1 protein-coding gene (running past one end of the window) is annotated in these 17287 nt (G+C 67.1%); it reads left to right on the forward strand.

Going from position 1 to position 17287, the window contains the following annotated elements:
* Window positions 1-17248 carry the 3' portion of a non-ribosomal peptide synthase/polyketide synthase gene (locus tag QMG80_RS21245; RefSeq protein ID WP_281926551.1) on the forward strand. 16541 nt of this gene lie to the left of the window's left edge, so only the last 17248 of its 33789 coding nucleotides appear in the window; the start codon falls outside the window, past its left edge; its stop codon occupies window positions 17246-17248.
* Window positions 17249-17287: the final 39 nt, after the last annotated feature.

The following is a 17287-nucleotide window of genomic DNA, read 5'->3' on the forward strand; positions in this document are numbered from 1 at the left end:
GTTGGAGATCCTGGTCGAAGAGGCGCAGGCGCATCTAGCCGGGGAGGCGGATCGGCTTTCTGCGCCCGCGTCGTTCCGCAACTTCGTGGCGCAGGCGCGGCTGGGGGTGAGCCCGGCGGAGCATGAAGCGTTTTTCCAAGCGATGCTGGGCGATGTGAGCGAGCCGACGGCCCCGTTCGGCCTGGTGGACGCGCAGGGCGACGGCTCCGGGATCGACGAAGCGCGGCTTGATCTCGCCCCGGCCCTGGCGCGGCGTCTGCGGGAGCGGGCGCGGGCGCTCGGGGTGAGCGCGGCGAGCCTGTGCCACCAGGCCTTCGCGCAGGTTCTCGCCCGCGTCTCGGGACGCGAGGATGTGGTGTTCGGCACGGTGCTGTTTGGCCGGATGCAGGGCGGCGCCGGAGCCGATCGAGCGCTGGGCATGTTCATCAACACCTTGCCCGTGCGGGCTCAGGTCGGGGCGGAGGGCGTGGCGGACGGCGCGCGGCGCATGCACGGGCTGCTGACGGACCTGCTCCGGCATGAGCACGCTTCGCTGGCTCTGGCGCAACGCTGCAGCGGGGTCGCAGCGCCAGCGCCGTTGTTTTCGGCGCTGTTGAACTTTCGCCATAGCCCGGCCCCGGCGCAAGCCGCAAACGAGACAAGCCGGGCGTGGAGCGGGATTGAGGTGCTCGACACCCAGGAGCGCACCAATTATCCGCTCACGCTCTCGGTGGACGATCTGGGCGAAGGCGTCCGGCTGACGGCGCAGACGCAAAGCCCGCTTGATCCCAATCGCCTCTGCGCCTTCATGCAGGCGGCGCTGGAGCGGCTCGTCGCAGCGCTCGAGACCGAGCCAAACGCCGCCGCGCGGACGATCGACGTGCTGCCGGAGGCGGAGCGCCGGCGCATTCTGGTGGAGTGGAACCAGACCGCCGCCGACTATCCCAGGGATCGTCTGCTGCATGAGCTGTTCGAGGATCGCGCGGCGCAGACGCCCGCGGCGACGGCGGTGGTGTTCGAAGACGCGCAGCTCGCCTATGGCGAGCTGAACGCGAGGGCCAACCAGCTGGCGCATCATTTGCGCAGCCTGGGCGTCGGCCCCGACGCGCTCGTCGGGATCTGCGTCGAGCGCTCGCTCGAGATGGTGGTCGGCCTGCTCGCCATTCTCAAAGCCGGCGGCGCCTATCTGCCCCTCGACCCGGACTATCCGCGCGAGCGCATCGGCTTCATGCTGGAGGACGCCAAGCCGCGGCTCGTGCTCACCCAGGCGCGGTTGCGCGACCGCCTGCCCGAGCGGGTCAACGCGCTCCTGCTCGACGCGCACGACCACACCATCTCGACGCTCAGCCCAGACAACCCGGTCCCCGTCGCCGCCCCCCATAACCTCGCCTATGTCATCTACACCTCAGGCTCAACCGGCGCCCCTAAGGGGGTCGGCGTCAGTCACGGCGGCATCGTGAACCGCATCGCCTGGATGCAGGCGCGCTATGAGCTGGAGCCAAGCGACGCAGTGCTGCAGAAAACGCCGTCTAGCTTCGACGTGTCGGTCTGGGAGTTCTTCTGGCCGCTTGCGGTCGGGGCGCGTCTCGTCGTGGCGGCGGTTGGGGACCACCGCCTGCCGCAGCGGCTCGCCGCGCTGATCGAACGCGAGGGCGTGACCACGCTGCACTTCGTGCCCTCGATGCTGCAAGCCTTCGTGAGTCGATTCGCGCTCTCTCAGTTCAAGAGCCTACGGCGCGTCATCTGCAGTGGTGAGGCGCTGCCTGCCGCCCTGGCGCGCCGCGACGCGCCGCAGCTAAGGCTTCATAATCTCTACGGCCCGACCGAGGCCTCGGTCGACGTGACCGCCTATGACTGCGGCGCTGAGGAAACGACGGGCTACGCGCCGATTGGGCGACCGATCTGGAACACGCAGATATATCTTCTCGACGGGCGGATGCAGCCTGTCCCGATTGGGGCGGCGGGGGAGCTTTACATTGGAGGCGCGGGTCTGGCGCGCGGCTATTTGGGCCGCGCGGATCTGACGGCGGAGCGGTTTTTGCCGGACCCGTTCGGAGGGGCGGGGGCGCGGCTTTACCGCACCGGAGATCTGGCCCGCCACCGCGCCGACGGCGACATCGAGTTCCTCGGGCGGATTGATCATCAGGTCAAGATCCGCGGCTTTCGCATCGAGCTGGGCGAGATCGAGGCGGCGCTCTCCCGCATTGCCGGGGTGCGTGAGGCGGCGGTGCTGGCGCGCGAGGATCAGCCGGGCGACAAGCGGCTGGTCGCTTATGTGGCGGGCCGGGAAGGGACGACGCCGGCGGCGGGGGAGCTGCGGGCGGCGCTGCAGGCGCATCTGCCCGACTACATGCTTCCGTCGGCCTTCGTGACGCTTGACGCCCTGCCGCTGACCGCGAACGGCAAGGTCGACCGCAAGGCGCTGCCCGCGCCCGATCTCGGCGCGCTGCAAGCGCATCGCTATGTCGCCCCGCGCACCGCCACGGAGGCCGCGCTGTGCCGCATCTGGGCCCAGACGCTGGGTCTCGAGCGCGTCGGCGTCGAGGACAATTTCTTCGAGCTCGGCGGCCACTCCCTGCTGGCGGTGCAAGTGATTTCCCGGATAAGGCGGGAATTTGGGCGGGAAGTGGCGTTGCGCAGCTTGTTTGCCGCCGCCACGATCGCAGAGTTCGCGCGGGCGATGGACGCCGCCGAATTCGAGGCCGGGGAGGCCGCATCACCGGAGGTCCGACGGGCGGAGCGGGAGGGTAGTCTGCCGCTTTCTTTTGCGCAGCGTCGTCTGTGGTTTATGGAGCAGCTGAGTCCTGGCGAGGCCTCCTACAACGTTCCGGCGGCCTTGCGCTTGCTGGGCGAGTTGAATGTCGCGGCGTTCAGCCTTGCGGTCAATGCGATCGTTCAGCGGCATGAGGCGCTTCGCACGACGTTTGTGGTTCGGGACGGGGTGGCGGCGCAGGTGATCGCGCCGGCGCTCGAGCTCGCGGCGCCGGTTGTCGATTTGAGCGGTCTTGATCAGGCGGCGCAGGAAGTCGAGGCGCAGCGGCTTTTGAGCGAGGCGGCGCGACGGCCGTTCGATCTGGCGGTTGGCCCACTGCTGCGGGTGCTGGTGCTGGATCTGGGGTTTCGCCCAGCGACGGGGGAGCGCGAGCACATTGTGGCGTTCACCTTGCACCACATCGTGACGGACGGCTGGTCGACGGATGTTTTGCTCCGCGAGTTCGTCACTTTGTATGAGGCTTTTGCGGCGGGACGGCCATCGCCGTTGCCGGATCTTTCGATTCAATACGCCGATTACGCGGTTTGGCAGCGGGACTGGTTGGCTGGCGCGGTTCTGGATCGCCAGCTTGCCTATTGGCGGGAGAGGCTGGCTGGGGCGCCCGCGCTTAATTTGCCGACGGATCGTCCGCGTCCGGCGGTTCAGGACCATGCCGGAGCAACCTACGGTTTCGAGGTGCCGCAGCGGGTCGCGGAGGGCCTCGCTCGCCTGGGCCGGCGGGAGGGGGCGACGCTGTTCATGGTGCTTTTAGCGGGGTTCCAGCTGCTACTGTCGCGCTATAGCGGGCAGAACGATGTCAGCGTCGGGACGCCGGTCGCCAACCGCCGCCGCGTCGAGCTTGAAGGGCTGATCGGATTTTTTGTCAACACCTTGGTGTTGCGCACGGATCTTTCTGGCGATCCGAGCTTCCGGACGCTTTTGGCGCGAGTGCGCGAGACGGCGCTGGGGGCTCAGGCGCATCAGGATCTGCCGTTTGAGCGGCTGGTGGAAGAGGTGCAGCCGGTGCGGGACTTGAGCCGCGACCCGCTGTTCCAGGTGATGTTCGTCTTGCAGAACGCGCCGATGCAGGAGCTGACACTCAGCGGGCTGCGGGCGGAGCCTGTCGCGACGGAGAGCGGCGCGTCAAAGTTCGATCTTACTCTCGCGGTGATCGACACAGGAGAGGGGCTGAACGCATCGTTCGAATATGCGACGGCGCTGTTTGACGCGGGCACGATCGAGCGGCTCGCGGGGCATTATTGCACGCTTCTCGAGGGGATCGTCGCCGATCCCGAACGGCGCCTCAGCGAGCTGCCGCTGTTGGGCGAGGCGGAGCGCCGGCGCATTCTGGTGGAGTGGAACCAGACCGCCGCCGACTATCCCAGGGATCGTCTGCTGCATGAGCTGTTCGAGGATCGCGCGGCGCAGACGCCCGCGGCGACGGCGGTGGTGTTCGAAGACGCGCAGCTCGCCTATGGCGAGCTGAACGCGAGGGCCAACCAGCTGGCGCATCATTTGCGCAGCCTGGGCGTCGGCCCCGACGCGCTCGTCGGGATCTGCGTCGAGCGCTCGCTCGAGATGGTGGTCGGCCTGCTCGCCATTCTCAAAGCCGGCGGCGCCTATCTGCCCCTCGACCCGGACTATCCGCGCGAGCGCATCGGCTTCATGCTGGAGGACGCCAAGCCGCGGCTCGTGCTCACCCAGGCGCGGTTGCGCGACCGCCTGCCCGAGCGGGTCAACGCGCTCCTGCTCGACGCGCACGACCACACCATCTCGACGCTCAGCCCAGACAACCCGGTCCCCGTCGCCGCCCCCCATAACCTCGCCTATGTCATCTACACCTCAGGCTCAACCGGCGCCCCTAAGGGGGTCGGCGTCAGTCACGGCGGCATCGTGAACCGCATCGCCTGGATGCAGGCGCGCTATGAGCTGGAGCCAAGCGACGCAGTGCTGCAGAAAACGCCGTCTAGCTTCGACGTGTCGGTCTGGGAGTTCTTCTGGCCGCTTGCGGTCGGGGCGCGTCTCGTCGTGGCGGCGGTTGGGGACCACCGCCTGCCGCAGCGGCTCGCCGCGCTGATCGAACGCGAGGGCGTGACCACGCTGCACTTCGTGCCCTCGATGCTGCAAGCCTTCGTGAGTCGATTCGCGCTCTCTCAGTTCAAGAGCCTACGGCGCGTCATCTGCAGTGGTGAGGCGCTGCCTGCCGCCCTGGCGCGCCGCGACGCGCCGCAGCTAAGGCTTCATAATCTCTACGGCCCGACCGAGGCCTCGGTCGACGTGACCGCCTATGACTGCGGCGCTGAGGAAACGACGGGCTACGCGCCGATTGGGCGACCGATCTGGAACACGCAGATATATCTTCTCGACGGGCGGATGCAGCCTGTCCCGATTGGGGCGGCGGGGGAGCTTTACATTGGAGGCGCGGGTCTGGCGCGCGGCTATTTGGGCCGCGCGGATCTGACGGCGGAGCGGTTTTTGCCGGACCCGTTCGGAGGGGCGGGGGCGCGGCTTTACCGCACCGGAGATCTAGCCCGCCACCGCGCCGACGGCGACATCGAGTTCCTCGGGCGGATTGATCATCAGGTCAAGATCCGCGGCTTTCGCATCGAGCTGGGCGAGATCGAGGCGGCGCTCTCCCGCATTGCCGGGGTGCGTGAGGCGGCGGTGCTGGCGCGCGAGGATCAGCCGGGCGACAAGCGGCTGGTCGCTTATGTGGCGGGCCGGGAAGGGACGACGCCGGCGGCGGGGGAGCTGCGGGCGGCGCTGCAGGCGCATCTGCCCGACTACATGCTTCCGTCGGCCTTCGTGACGCTTGACGCCCTGCCGCTGACCGCGAACGGCAAGGTCGACCGCAAGGCGCTGCCCGCGCCCGATCTCGGCGCGCTGCAAGCGCATCGCTATGTCGCCCCGCGCACCGCCACGGAGGCCGCGCTGTGCCGCATCTGGGCCCAGACGCTGGGTCTCGAGCGCGTCGGCGTCGAGGACAATTTCTTCGAGCTCGGCGGCCACTCCCTGCTGGCGGTGACGCTGATCGAGCGGATGCGCCAGGAAGGCTTGCAGGCCGATGTGCGGGCGCTGTTCGTCAGTCCGACGCCGGCCGCCCTGGCCGCCGAGGCGGGGCGGCGCGCCGAGGTCCTCGTTCCGCCAAACCTCATTGCGCAAGGCTGCGCCGCCATCACGCCGGAGATGCTCCCCCTGGCGCAGCTCAGCCAGGGCGACATCGATCGCGTCGTCGGCAGGGTTCCGGGCGGGGCGTCCAACGTGCAGGACATCTACCCGCTGACGCCGCTGCAGGAAGGCATATTGTTCCACCATCTGATGGCCGCCAGCGGCGACCCTTATCTGTTGCCGACGTTGCTTTCATTTGACGGGCGCGAGCGGCTCGAGGCTTTTCTGGTCGCCTTGCAGGCGATGATCGCGCGCCACGACATTTTGCGCACGGCGGTGGCCTGGGAGGGCCTGCCCGAGCCGGTGCAAGTTGTGTGGCGTGCGGCGCCTCTGAGCGTCGAGGAGGCCTCGCTCGACCCTGCGGCGGGCGACGTTGCGCAGCAGCTGCGCGAACGCTTCGATCCGCGGCGTTTCCGGCTCGACGTGCGGCAGGCGCCGCTGCTGCGCGGCTTCCTCGCCTACGACGCTCCCAAGCGCCGCTGGCTGCTGCTGTTGCTGGCGCACCATCTGGCGATGGACCACACCACGTTGGAGATCCTGGTCGAAGAGGCGCAGGCGCATCTAGCCGGGGAGGCGGATCGGCTTTCTGCGCCCGCGTCGTTCCGCAACTTCGTGGCGCAGGCGCGGCTGGGGGTGAGCCCGGCGGAGCATGAAGCGTTTTTCCAAGCGATGCTGGGCGATGTGAGCGAGCCGACGGCCCCGTTCGGCCTGGTGGACGCGCAGGGCGACGGCTCCGGGATCGACGAAGCGCGGCTTGATCTCGCCCCGGCCCTGGCGCGGCGTCTGCGGGAGCGGGCGCGGGCGCTCGGGGTGAGCGCGGCGAGCCTGTGCCACCAGGCCTTCGCGCAGGTTCTCGCCCGCGTCTCGGGACGCGAGGATGTGGTGTTCGGCACGGTGCTGTTTGGCCGGATGCAGGGCGGCGCCGGAGCCGATCGAGCGCTGGGCATGTTCATCAACACCTTGCCCGTGCGGGCTCAGGTCGGGGCGGAGGGCGTGGCGGACGGCGCGCGGCGCATGCACGGGCTGCTGACGGACCTGCTCCGGCATGAGCACGCTTCGCTGGCTCTGGCGCAACGCTGCAGCGGGGTCGCAGCGCCAGCGCCGTTGTTTTCGGCGCTGTTGAACTTTCGCCATAGCCCGGCCCCGGCGCAAGCCGCAAACGAGACAAGCCGGGCGTGGAGCGGGATTGAGGTGCTCGACACCCAGGAGCGCACCAATTATCCGCTCACGCTCTCGGTGGACGATCTGGGCGAAGGCGTCCGGCTGACGGCGCAGACGCAAAGCCCGCTTGATCCCAATCGCCTCTGCGCCTTCATGCAGGCGGCGCTGGAGCGGCTCGTCGCAGCGCTCGAGACCGAGCCAAACGCCGCCGCGCGGACGATCGACGTGCTGCCGGAGGCGGAGCGCCGGCGCATTCTGGTGGAGTGGAACCAGACCGCCGCCGACTATCCCAGGGATCGTCTGCTGCATGAGCTGTTCGAGGATCGCGCGGCGCAGACGCCCGCGGCGACGGCGGTGGTGTTCGAAGACGCGCAGCTCGCCTATGGCGAGCTGAACGCGAGGGCCAACCAGCTGGCGCATCATTTGCGCAGCCTGGGCGTCGGCCCCGACGCGCTCGTCGGGATCTGCGTCGAGCGCTCGCTCGAGATGGTGGTCGGCCTGCTCGCCATTCTCAAAGCCGGCGGCGCCTATCTGCCCCTCGACCCGGACTATCCGCGCGAGCGCATCGGCTTCATGCTGGAGGACGCCAAGCCGCGGCTCGTGCTCACCCAGGCGCGGTTGCGCGACCGCCTGCCCGAGCGGGTCAACGCGCTCCTGCTCGACGCGCACGACCACACCATCTCGACGCTCAGCCCAGACAACCCGGTCCCCGTCGCCGCCCCCCATAACCTCGCCTATGTCATCTACACCTCAGGCTCAACCGGCGCCCCTAAGGGGGTCGGCGTCAGTCACGGCGGCATCGTGAACCGCATCGCCTGGATGCAGGCGCGCTATGAGCTGGAGCCAAGCGACGCAGTGCTGCAGAAAACGCCGTCTAGCTTCGACGTGTCGGTCTGGGAGTTCTTCTGGCCGCTTGCGGTCGGGGCGCGTCTCGTCGTGGCGGCGGTTGGGGACCACCGCCTGCCGCAGCGGCTCGCCGCGCTGATCGAACGCGAGGGCGTGACCACGCTGCACTTCGTGCCCTCGATGCTGCAAGCCTTCGTGAGTCGATTCGCGCTCTCTCAGTTCAAGAGCCTACGGCGCGTCATCTGCAGTGGTGAGGCGCTGCCTGCCGCCCTGGCGCGCCGCGACGCGCCGCAGCTAAGGCTTCATAATCTCTACGGCCCGACCGAGGCCTCGGTCGACGTGACCGCCTATGACTGCGGCGCTGAGGAAACGACGGGCTACGCGCCGATTGGGCGACCGATCTGGAACACGCAGATATATCTTCTCGACGGGCGGATGCAGCCTGTCCCGATTGGGGCGGCGGGGGAGCTTTACATTGGAGGCGCGGGTCTGGCGCGCGGCTATTTGGGCCGCGCGGATCTGACGGCGGAGCGGTTTTTGCCGGACCCGTTCGGAGGGGCGGGGGCGCGGCTTTACCGCACCGGAGATCTAGCCCGCCACCGCGCCGACGGCGACATCGAGTTCCTCGGGCGGATTGATCATCAGGTCAAGATCCGCGGCTTTCGCATCGAGCTGGGCGAGATCGAGGCGGCGCTCTCCCGCATTGCCGGGGTGCGTGAGGCGGCGGTGCTGGCGCGCGAGGATCAGCCGGGCGACAAGCGGCTGGTCGCTTATGTGGCGGGCCGGGAAGGGACGACGCCGGCGGCGGGGGAGCTGCGGGCGGCGCTGCAGGCGCATCTGCCCGACTACATGCTTCCGTCGGCCTTCGTGACGCTTGACGCCCTGCCGCTGACCGCGAACGGCAAGGTCGACCGCAAGGCGCTGCCCGCGCCCGATCTCGGCGCGCTGCAAGCGCATCGCTATGTCGCCCCGCGCACCGCCACGGAGGCCGCGCTGTGCCGCATCTGGGCCCAGACGCTGGGTCTCGAGCGCGTCGGCGTCGAGGACAATTTCTTCGAGCTCGGCGGCCACTCCCTGCTGGCGGTGCAAGTGATTTCCCGGATAAGGCGGGAATTTGGGCGGGAAGTGGCGTTGCGCAGCTTGTTTGCCGCCGCCACGATCGCAGAGTTCGCGCGGGCGATGGACGCCGCCGAATTCGAGGCCGGGGAGGCCGCATCACCGGAGGTCCGACGGGCGGAGCGGGAGGGTAGTCTGCCGCTTTCTTTTGCGCAGCGTCGTCTGTGGTTTATGGAGCAGCTGAGTCCTGGCGAGGCCTCCTACAACGTTCCGGCGGCCTTGCGCTTGCTGGGCGAGTTGAATGTCGCGGCGTTCAGCCTTGCGGTCAATGCGATCGTTCAGCGGCATGAGGCGCTTCGCACGACGTTTGTGGTTCGGGACGGGGTGGCGGCGCAGGTGATCGCGCCGGCGCTCGAGCTCGCGGCGCCGGTTGTCGATTTGAGCGGTCTTGATCAGGCGGCGCAGGAAGTCGAGGCGCAGCGGCTTTTGAGCGAGGCGGCGCGACGGCCGTTCGATCTGGCGGTTGGCCCACTGCTGCGGGTGCTGGTGCTGGATCTGGGGTTTCGCCCAGCGACGGGGGAGCGCGAGCACATTGTGGCGTTCACCTTGCACCACATCGTGACGGACGGCTGGTCGACGGATGTTTTGCTCCGCGAGTTCGTCACTTTGTATGAGGCTTTTGCGGCGGGACGGCCATCGCCGTTGCCGGATCTTTCGATTCAATACGCCGATTACGCGGTTTGGCAGCGGGACTGGTTGGCTGGCGCGGTTCTGGATCGCCAGCTTGCCTATTGGCGGGAGAGGCTGGCTGGGGCGCCCGCGCTTAATTTGCCGACGGATCGTCCGCGTCCGGCGGTTCAGGACCATGCCGGAGCAACCTACGGTTTCGAGGTGCCGCAGCGGGTCGCGGAGGGCCTCGCTCGCCTGGGCCGGCGGGAGGGGGCGACGCTGTTCATGGTGCTTTTAGCGGGGTTCCAGCTGCTACTGTCGCGCTATAGCGGGCAGAACGATGTCAGCGTCGGGACGCCGGTCGCCAACCGCCGCCGCGTCGAGCTTGAAGGGCTGATCGGATTTTTTGTCAACACCTTGGTGTTGCGCACGGATCTTTCTGGCGATCCGAGCTTCCGGACGCTTTTGGCGCGAGTGCGCGAGACGGCGCTGGGGGCTCAGGCGCATCAGGATCTGCCGTTTGAGCGGCTGGTGGAAGAGGTGCAGCCGGTGCGGGACTTGAGCCGCGACCCGCTGTTCCAGGTGATGTTCGTCTTGCAGAACGCGCCGATGCAGGAGCTGACACTCAGCGGGCTGCGGGCGGAGCCTGTCGCGACGGAGAGCGGCGCGTCAAAGTTCGATCTTACTCTCGCGGTGATCGACACAGGAGAGGGGCTGAACGCATCGTTCGAATATGCGACGGCGCTGTTTGACGCGGGCACGATCGAGCGGCTCGCGGGGCATTATTGCACGCTTCTCGAGGGGATCGTCGCCGATCCCGAACGGCGCCTCAGCGAGCTGCCGCTGTTGGGCGAGGCGGAGCGCCGGCGCATTCTGGTGGAGTGGAACCAGACCGCCGCCGACTATCCCAGGGATCGTCTGCTGCATGAGCTGTTCGAGGATCGCGCGGCGCAGACGCCCGCGGCGACGGCGGTGGTGTTCGAAGACGCGCAGCTCGCCTATGGCGAGCTGAACGCGAGGGCCAACCAGCTGGCGCATCATTTGCGCAGCCTGGGCGTCGGCCCCGACGCGCTCGTCGGGATCTGCGTCGAGCGCTCGCTCGAGATGGTGGTCGGCCTGCTCGCCATTCTCAAAGCCGGCGGCGCCTATCTGCCCCTCGACCCGGACTATCCGCGCGAGCGCATCGGCTTCATGCTGGAGGACGCCAAGCCGCGGCTCGTGCTCACCCAGGCGCGGTTGCGCGACCGCCTGCCCGAGCGGGTCAACGCGCTCCTGCTCGACGCGCACGACCACACCATCTCGACGCTCAGCCCAGACAACCCGGTCCCCGTCGCCGCCCCCCATAACCTCGCCTATGTCATCTACACCTCAGGCTCAACCGGCGCCCCTAAGGGGGTCGGCGTCAGTCACGGCGGCATCGTGAACCGCATCGCCTGGATGCAGGCGCGCTATGAGCTGGAGCCAAGCGACGCAGTGCTGCAGAAAACGCCGTCTAGCTTCGACGTGTCGGTCTGGGAGTTCTTCTGGCCGCTTGCGGTCGGGGCGCGTCTCGTCGTGGCGGCGGTTGGGGACCACCGCCTGCCGCAGCGGCTCGCCGCGCTGATCGAACGCGAGGGCGTGACCACGCTGCACTTCGTGCCCTCGATGCTGCAAGCCTTCGTGAGTCGATTCGCGCTCTCTCAGTTCAAGAGCCTACGGCGCGTCATCTGCAGTGGTGAGGCGCTGCCTGCCGCCCTGGCGCGCCGCGACGCGCCGCAGCTAAGGCTTCATAATCTCTACGGCCCGACCGAGGCCTCGGTCGACGTGACCGCCTATGACTGCGGCGCTGAGGAAACGACGGGCTACGCGCCGATTGGGCGACCGATCTGGAACACGCAGATATATCTTCTCGACGGGCGGATGCAGCCTGTCCCGATTGGGGCGGCGGGGGAGCTTTACATTGGAGGCGCGGGTCTGGCGCGCGGCTATTTGGGCCGCGCGGATCTGACGGCGGAGCGGTTTTTGCCGGACCCGTTCGGAGGGGCGGGGGCGCGGCTTTACCGCACCGGAGATCTAGCCCGCCACCGCGCCGACGGCGACATCGAGTTCCTCGGGCGGATTGATCATCAGGTCAAGATCCGCGGCTTTCGCATCGAGCTGGGCGAGATCGAGGCGGCGCTCTCCCGCATTGCCGGGGTGCGTGAGGCGGCGGTGCTGGCGCGCGAGGATCAGCCGGGCGACAAGCGGCTGGTCGCTTATGTGGCGGGCCGGGAAGGGACGACGCCGGCGGCGGGGGAGCTGCGGGCGGCGCTGCAGGCGCATCTGCCCGACTACATGCTTCCGTCGGCCTTCGTGACGCTTGACGCCCTGCCGCTGACCGCGAACGGCAAGGTCGACCGCAAGGCGCTGCCCGCGCCCGATCTCGGCGCGCTGCAAGCGCATCGCTATGTCGCCCCGCGCACCGCCACGGAGGCCGCGCTGTGCCGCATCTGGGCCCAGACGCTGGGTCTCGAGCGCGTCGGCGTCGAGGACAATTTCTTCGAGCTCGGCGGCCACTCCCTGCTGGCGGTGACGCTGATCGAGCGGATGCGCCAGGAAGGCTTGCAGGCCGATGTGCGGGCGCTGTTCGTCAGTCCGACGCCGGCCGCCCTGGCCGCCGAGGCGGGGCGGCGCGCCGAGGTCCTCGTTCCGCCAAACCTCATTGCGCAAGGCTGCGCCGCCATCACGCCGGAGATGCTCCCCCTGGCGCAGCTCAGCCAGGGCGACATCGATCGCGTCGTCGGCAGGGTTCCGGGCGGGGCGTCCAACGTGCAGGACATCTACCCGCTGACGCCGCTGCAGGAAGGCATATTGTTCCACCATCTGATGGCCGCCAGCGGCGACCCTTATCTGTTGCCGACGTTGCTTTCATTTGACGGGCGCGAGCGGCTCGAGGCTTTTCTGGTCGCCTTGCAGGCGATGATCGCGCGCCACGACATTTTGCGCACGGCGGTGGCCTGGGAGGGCCTGCCCGAGCCGGTGCAAGTTGTGTGGCGTGCGGCGCCTCTGAGCGTCGAGGAGGCCTCGCTCGACCCTGCGGCGGGCGACGTTGCGCAGCAGCTGCGCGAACGCTTCGATCCGCGGCGTTTCCGGCTCGACGTGCGGCAGGCGCCGCTGCTGCGCGGCTTCCTCGCCTACGACGCTCCCAAGCGCCGCTGGCTGCTGCTGTTGCTGGCGCACCATCTGGCGATGGACCACACCACGTTGGAGATCCTGGTCGAAGAGGCGCAGGCGCATCTAGCCGGGGAGGCGGATCGGCTTTCTGCGCCCGCGTCGTTCCGCAACTTCGTGGCGCAGGCGCGGCTGGGGGTGAGCCCGGCGGAGCATGAAGCGTTTTTCCAAGCGATGCTGGGCGATGTGAGCGAGCCGACGGCCCCGTTCGGCCTGGTGGACGCGCAGGGCGACGGCTCCGGGATCGACGAAGCGCGGCTTGATCTCGCCCCGGCCCTGGCGCGGCGTCTGCGGGAGCGGGCGCGGGCGCTCGGGGTGAGCGCGGCGAGCCTGTGCCACCAGGCCTTCGCGCAGGTTCTCGCCCGCGTCTCGGGACGCGAGGATGTGGTGTTCGGCACGGTGCTGTTTGGCCGGATGCAGGGCGGCGCCGGAGCCGATCGAGCGCTGGGCATGTTCATCAACACCTTGCCCGTGCGGGCTCAGGTCGGGGCGGAGGGCGTGGCGGACGGCGCGCGGCGCATGCACGGGCTGCTGACGGACCTGCTCCGGCATGAGCACGCTTCGCTGGCTCTGGCGCAACGCTGCAGCGGGGTCGCAGCGCCAGCGCCGTTGTTTTCGGCGCTGTTGAACTTTCGCCATAGCCCGGCCCCGGCGCAAGCCGCAAACGAGACAAGCCGGGCGTGGAGCGGGATTGAGGTGCTCGACACCCAGGAGCGCACCAATTATCCGCTCACGCTCTCGGTGGACGATCTGGGCGAAGGCGTCCGGCTGACGGCGCAGACGCAAAGCCCGCTTGATCCCAATCGCCTCTGCGCCTTCATGCAGGCGGCGCTGGAGCGGCTCGTCGCAGCGCTCGAGACCGAGCCAAACGCCGCCGCGCGGACGATCGACGTGCTGCCGGAGGCGGAGCGCCGGCGCATTCTGGTGGAGTGGAACCAGACCGCCGCCGACTATCCCAGGGATCGTCTGCTGCATGAGCTGTTCGAGGATCGCGCGGCGCAGACGCCCGCGGCGACGGCGGTGGTGTTCGAAGACGCGCAGCTCGCCTATGGCGAGCTGAACGCGAGGGCCAACCAGCTGGCGCATCATTTGCGCAGCCTGGGCGTCGGCCCCGACGCGCTCGTCGGGATCTGCGTCGAGCGCTCGCTCGAGATGGTGGTCGGCCTGCTCGCCATTCTCAAAGCCGGCGGCGCCTATCTGCCCCTCGACCCGGACTATCCGCGCGAGCGCATCGGCTTCATGCTGGAGGACGCCAAGCCGCGGCTCGTGCTCACCCAGGCGCGGTTGCGCGACCGCCTGCCCGAGCGGGTCAACGCGCTCCTGCTCGACGCGCACGACCACACCATCTCGACGCTCAGCCCAGACAACCCGGTCCCCGTCGCCGCCCCCCATAACCTCGCCTATGTCATCTACACCTCAGGCTCAACCGGCGCCCCTAAGGGGGTCGGCGTCAGTCACGGCGGCATCGTGAACCGCATCGCCTGGATGCAGGCGCGCTATGAGCTGGAGCCAAGCGACGCAGTGCTGCAGAAAACGCCGTCTAGCTTCGACGTGTCGGTCTGGGAGTTCTTCTGGCCGCTTGCGGTCGGGGCGCGTCTCGTCGTGGCGGCGGTTGGGGACCACCGCCTGCCGCAGCGGCTCGCCGCGCTGATCGAACGCGAGGGCGTGACCACGCTGCACTTCGTGCCCTCGATGCTGCAAGCCTTCGTGAGTCGATTCGCGCTCTCTCAGTTCAAGAGCCTACGGCGCGTCATCTGCAGTGGTGAGGCGCTGCCTGCCGCCCTGGCGCGCCGCGACGCGCCGCAGCTAAGGCTTCATAATCTCTACGGCCCGACCGAGGCCTCGGTCGACGTGACCGCCTATGACTGCGGCGCTGAGGAAACGACGGGCTACGCGCCGATTGGGCGACCGATCTGGAACACGCAGATATATCTTCTCGACGGGCGGATGCAGCCTGTCCCGATTGGGGCGGCGGGGGAGCTTTACATTGGAGGCGCGGGTCTGGCGCGCGGCTATTTGGGCCGCGCGGATCTGACGGCGGAGCGGTTTTTGCCGGACCCGTTCGGAGGGGCGGGGGCGCGGCTTTACCGCACCGGAGATCTGGCCCGCCACCGCGCCGACGGCGACATCGAGTTCCTCGGGCGGATTGATCATCAGGTCAAGATCCGCGGCTTTCGCATCGAGCTGGGCGAGATCGAGGCGGTTTTGCGCCGCCATCCAAGCTCCGGGGATGCAGTCGTCATTGCGCAGGAAGAGGGGGCACGCGGCGGCCGTCTGGTCGCATATGTTACGCCGAACGCGAGCCAAGGCGCAAAGCTAGGGCGCCTGTTGCGCATGCAGAAAGACGGAGTGATCGAGAACCTCTTACAATTTGAGTTTCCCGACGGCGGGCTGGCTCTGCACAAAAACCAGAGCGAAATTGAATTCTTGCACAAGGAGATCTTTTCCGACAAATGCTACGCGAAGCATGGGATTCGGATTGGCCCGGGCGACTGCGTCTTTGACGTCGGCGCCAATATCGGAATGTTCTCACTATACGCGGCCCAACAGGCGGACGATGTCAAGCTGTTCGCCTTCGAGCCAATCCCCGAGGTATTTGAAGCCTTACGCGCCAACGCCGCGCTGCACGGGCTTAACGCCCGCCTCTTCGACTGCGCTCTTGGCGACGCCGAGCGTCTGGTGACCTTCCGCTACTATCCTCACGCGACAGTGCTCTCCGGAATGGGGGGCGCGGATGTCCAAGGCGTCGTGAAGAGCTTTTTGAAGTTCGGCAGTGGAGAGGGGGCGTCCGACCGCGATCTCGATGAGTTGCTCGCCACGCGCCTGGAATTTGAAAACGTCGATTGCAAGATGAGAACGTTGTCCTCCGTGTTGCGCGAGACGGGCGTGGAGCGCATTGACCTGCTAAAGATTGACGTAGAAAATGCGGAATTTGAAGTGTTGCAAGGCATTGAAGAGCTGGATTGGAGCAAGATCGAGCAGCTGGTCGTTGAGGTTCATGACGTGGACGATCGGCGCCGTAAGATCTTGGAGCTGCTGAGGAGGCACGGATTCGACGCCGTCGAGGATCAGGACGTGGAACTTGGCGGAACCGGGCTCTATAATATTTATGCGCGACGCCCGGGAGCCGTGACGAACATCGAGCGGTCGCCGCCGAGACTTCTCGCCAGCCCAAATCGGTGGGTTGAGGAGCTGCGGGAGCTCGCGACATCACAGCTTCCCGACTACATGATTCCGTCGGCGTTCGTGACGCTCGACGCCCTGCCGCTGACCTCAAATGGCAAGATCGACCGCAAGACGCTGCCGGCGCCCGACATTGCTGGTCAACAGGCGCACCAATATGTCGCACCGCGGACCGTCACCGAGTGGGTTCTCGCTCGGGACTTTCGCGACGTGCTGCGTCTCCCACGTGTCGGCGTCAACGACAACTTTTTCCATCTCGGTGGCGACTCGCTCTCTGGAGTGAAGCTCGTGGAGCGCATCCGGCGTTCGCTGTGCAGCCATCTTCCAGTTACCGCGATCTTTCAGGCGCCCACGATAGCGCATCTCGCAGACTGGATCTCGGCCGATGGCGATCGCGAGTACTCTCCTTTGGTCTTGATCCGCGATGGTTCCGCGAAAGCTCCCATGTACTGCGTTCATCCCGGCGGCGGGTCGATCATTCGATACCAGGCTCTCGCCGACGCCATGAGTGGTACGCGGCCAGTCTATGGCATTCAATCTCGGAGCTTGATCAACCCGAATCACGTGAGCAAGTCCATCGAGGAAATCGCGATAGACTACGTGGGTTTGATCCGCCGACTGCAACAAAATGGTCCGTATATCCTGTTAGGCTGGAGCATGGGAGGCATCATTGCCCTCCACATGGCTGCGATACTCGAAGAACAAGGTCAAGAGGTCGCCTTTTTAGGCCTTCTCGACACCTCTTTTGGACAGAGAGACCAACCAGATCCAGAGACACCACGACAAACTGAGTCGACTGTGTTGGATTATTTGGAGAATTTCGCTGAAATCGAAGGTGTAAAAATAACAGATGGCTTGAGCCCCTCTGACCGGGGGGAGCTCGAGCAAGTCTCGTCACGGCTATCCGACAGGGAACGATACGTCTATGCCGCATTATGGGGACAACAGAACGGATTTTGGTCAAATATATCGGCTGACCTAATGAATTTCCTTTATACAGAAAGCGAGAGCTCTGTAGAGTTAGTTAATAGCGTTGTCTTGAAGCATATAAATTCACCAATCTATATTTGGTGGGCGCGCAAAGCGATTGACGCGAGCGGCAATCCCCCTTGCGACTGGGGGAGGCTTACTACGGGGAGGGTCATCACAGAAATAGTCGACGGGAATCACGAAACGATCGTCCGCGATCCTTATGTTCACCAGCGCATTATTCTCGCGTTGCAAGAGCTGGCGCCGGAAATTTGAATTGGGAGCGCCGCTTTTGCGAATCTGCGCGCTCGGGTA

The sequence above is a fragment of the Methylocystis bryophila genome (genome assembly GCF_027925445.1).
In the GTDB taxonomy this organism is placed as follows: Bacteria; Pseudomonadota; Alphaproteobacteria; order Rhizobiales; family Beijerinckiaceae; genus Methylocystis; species Methylocystis bryophila.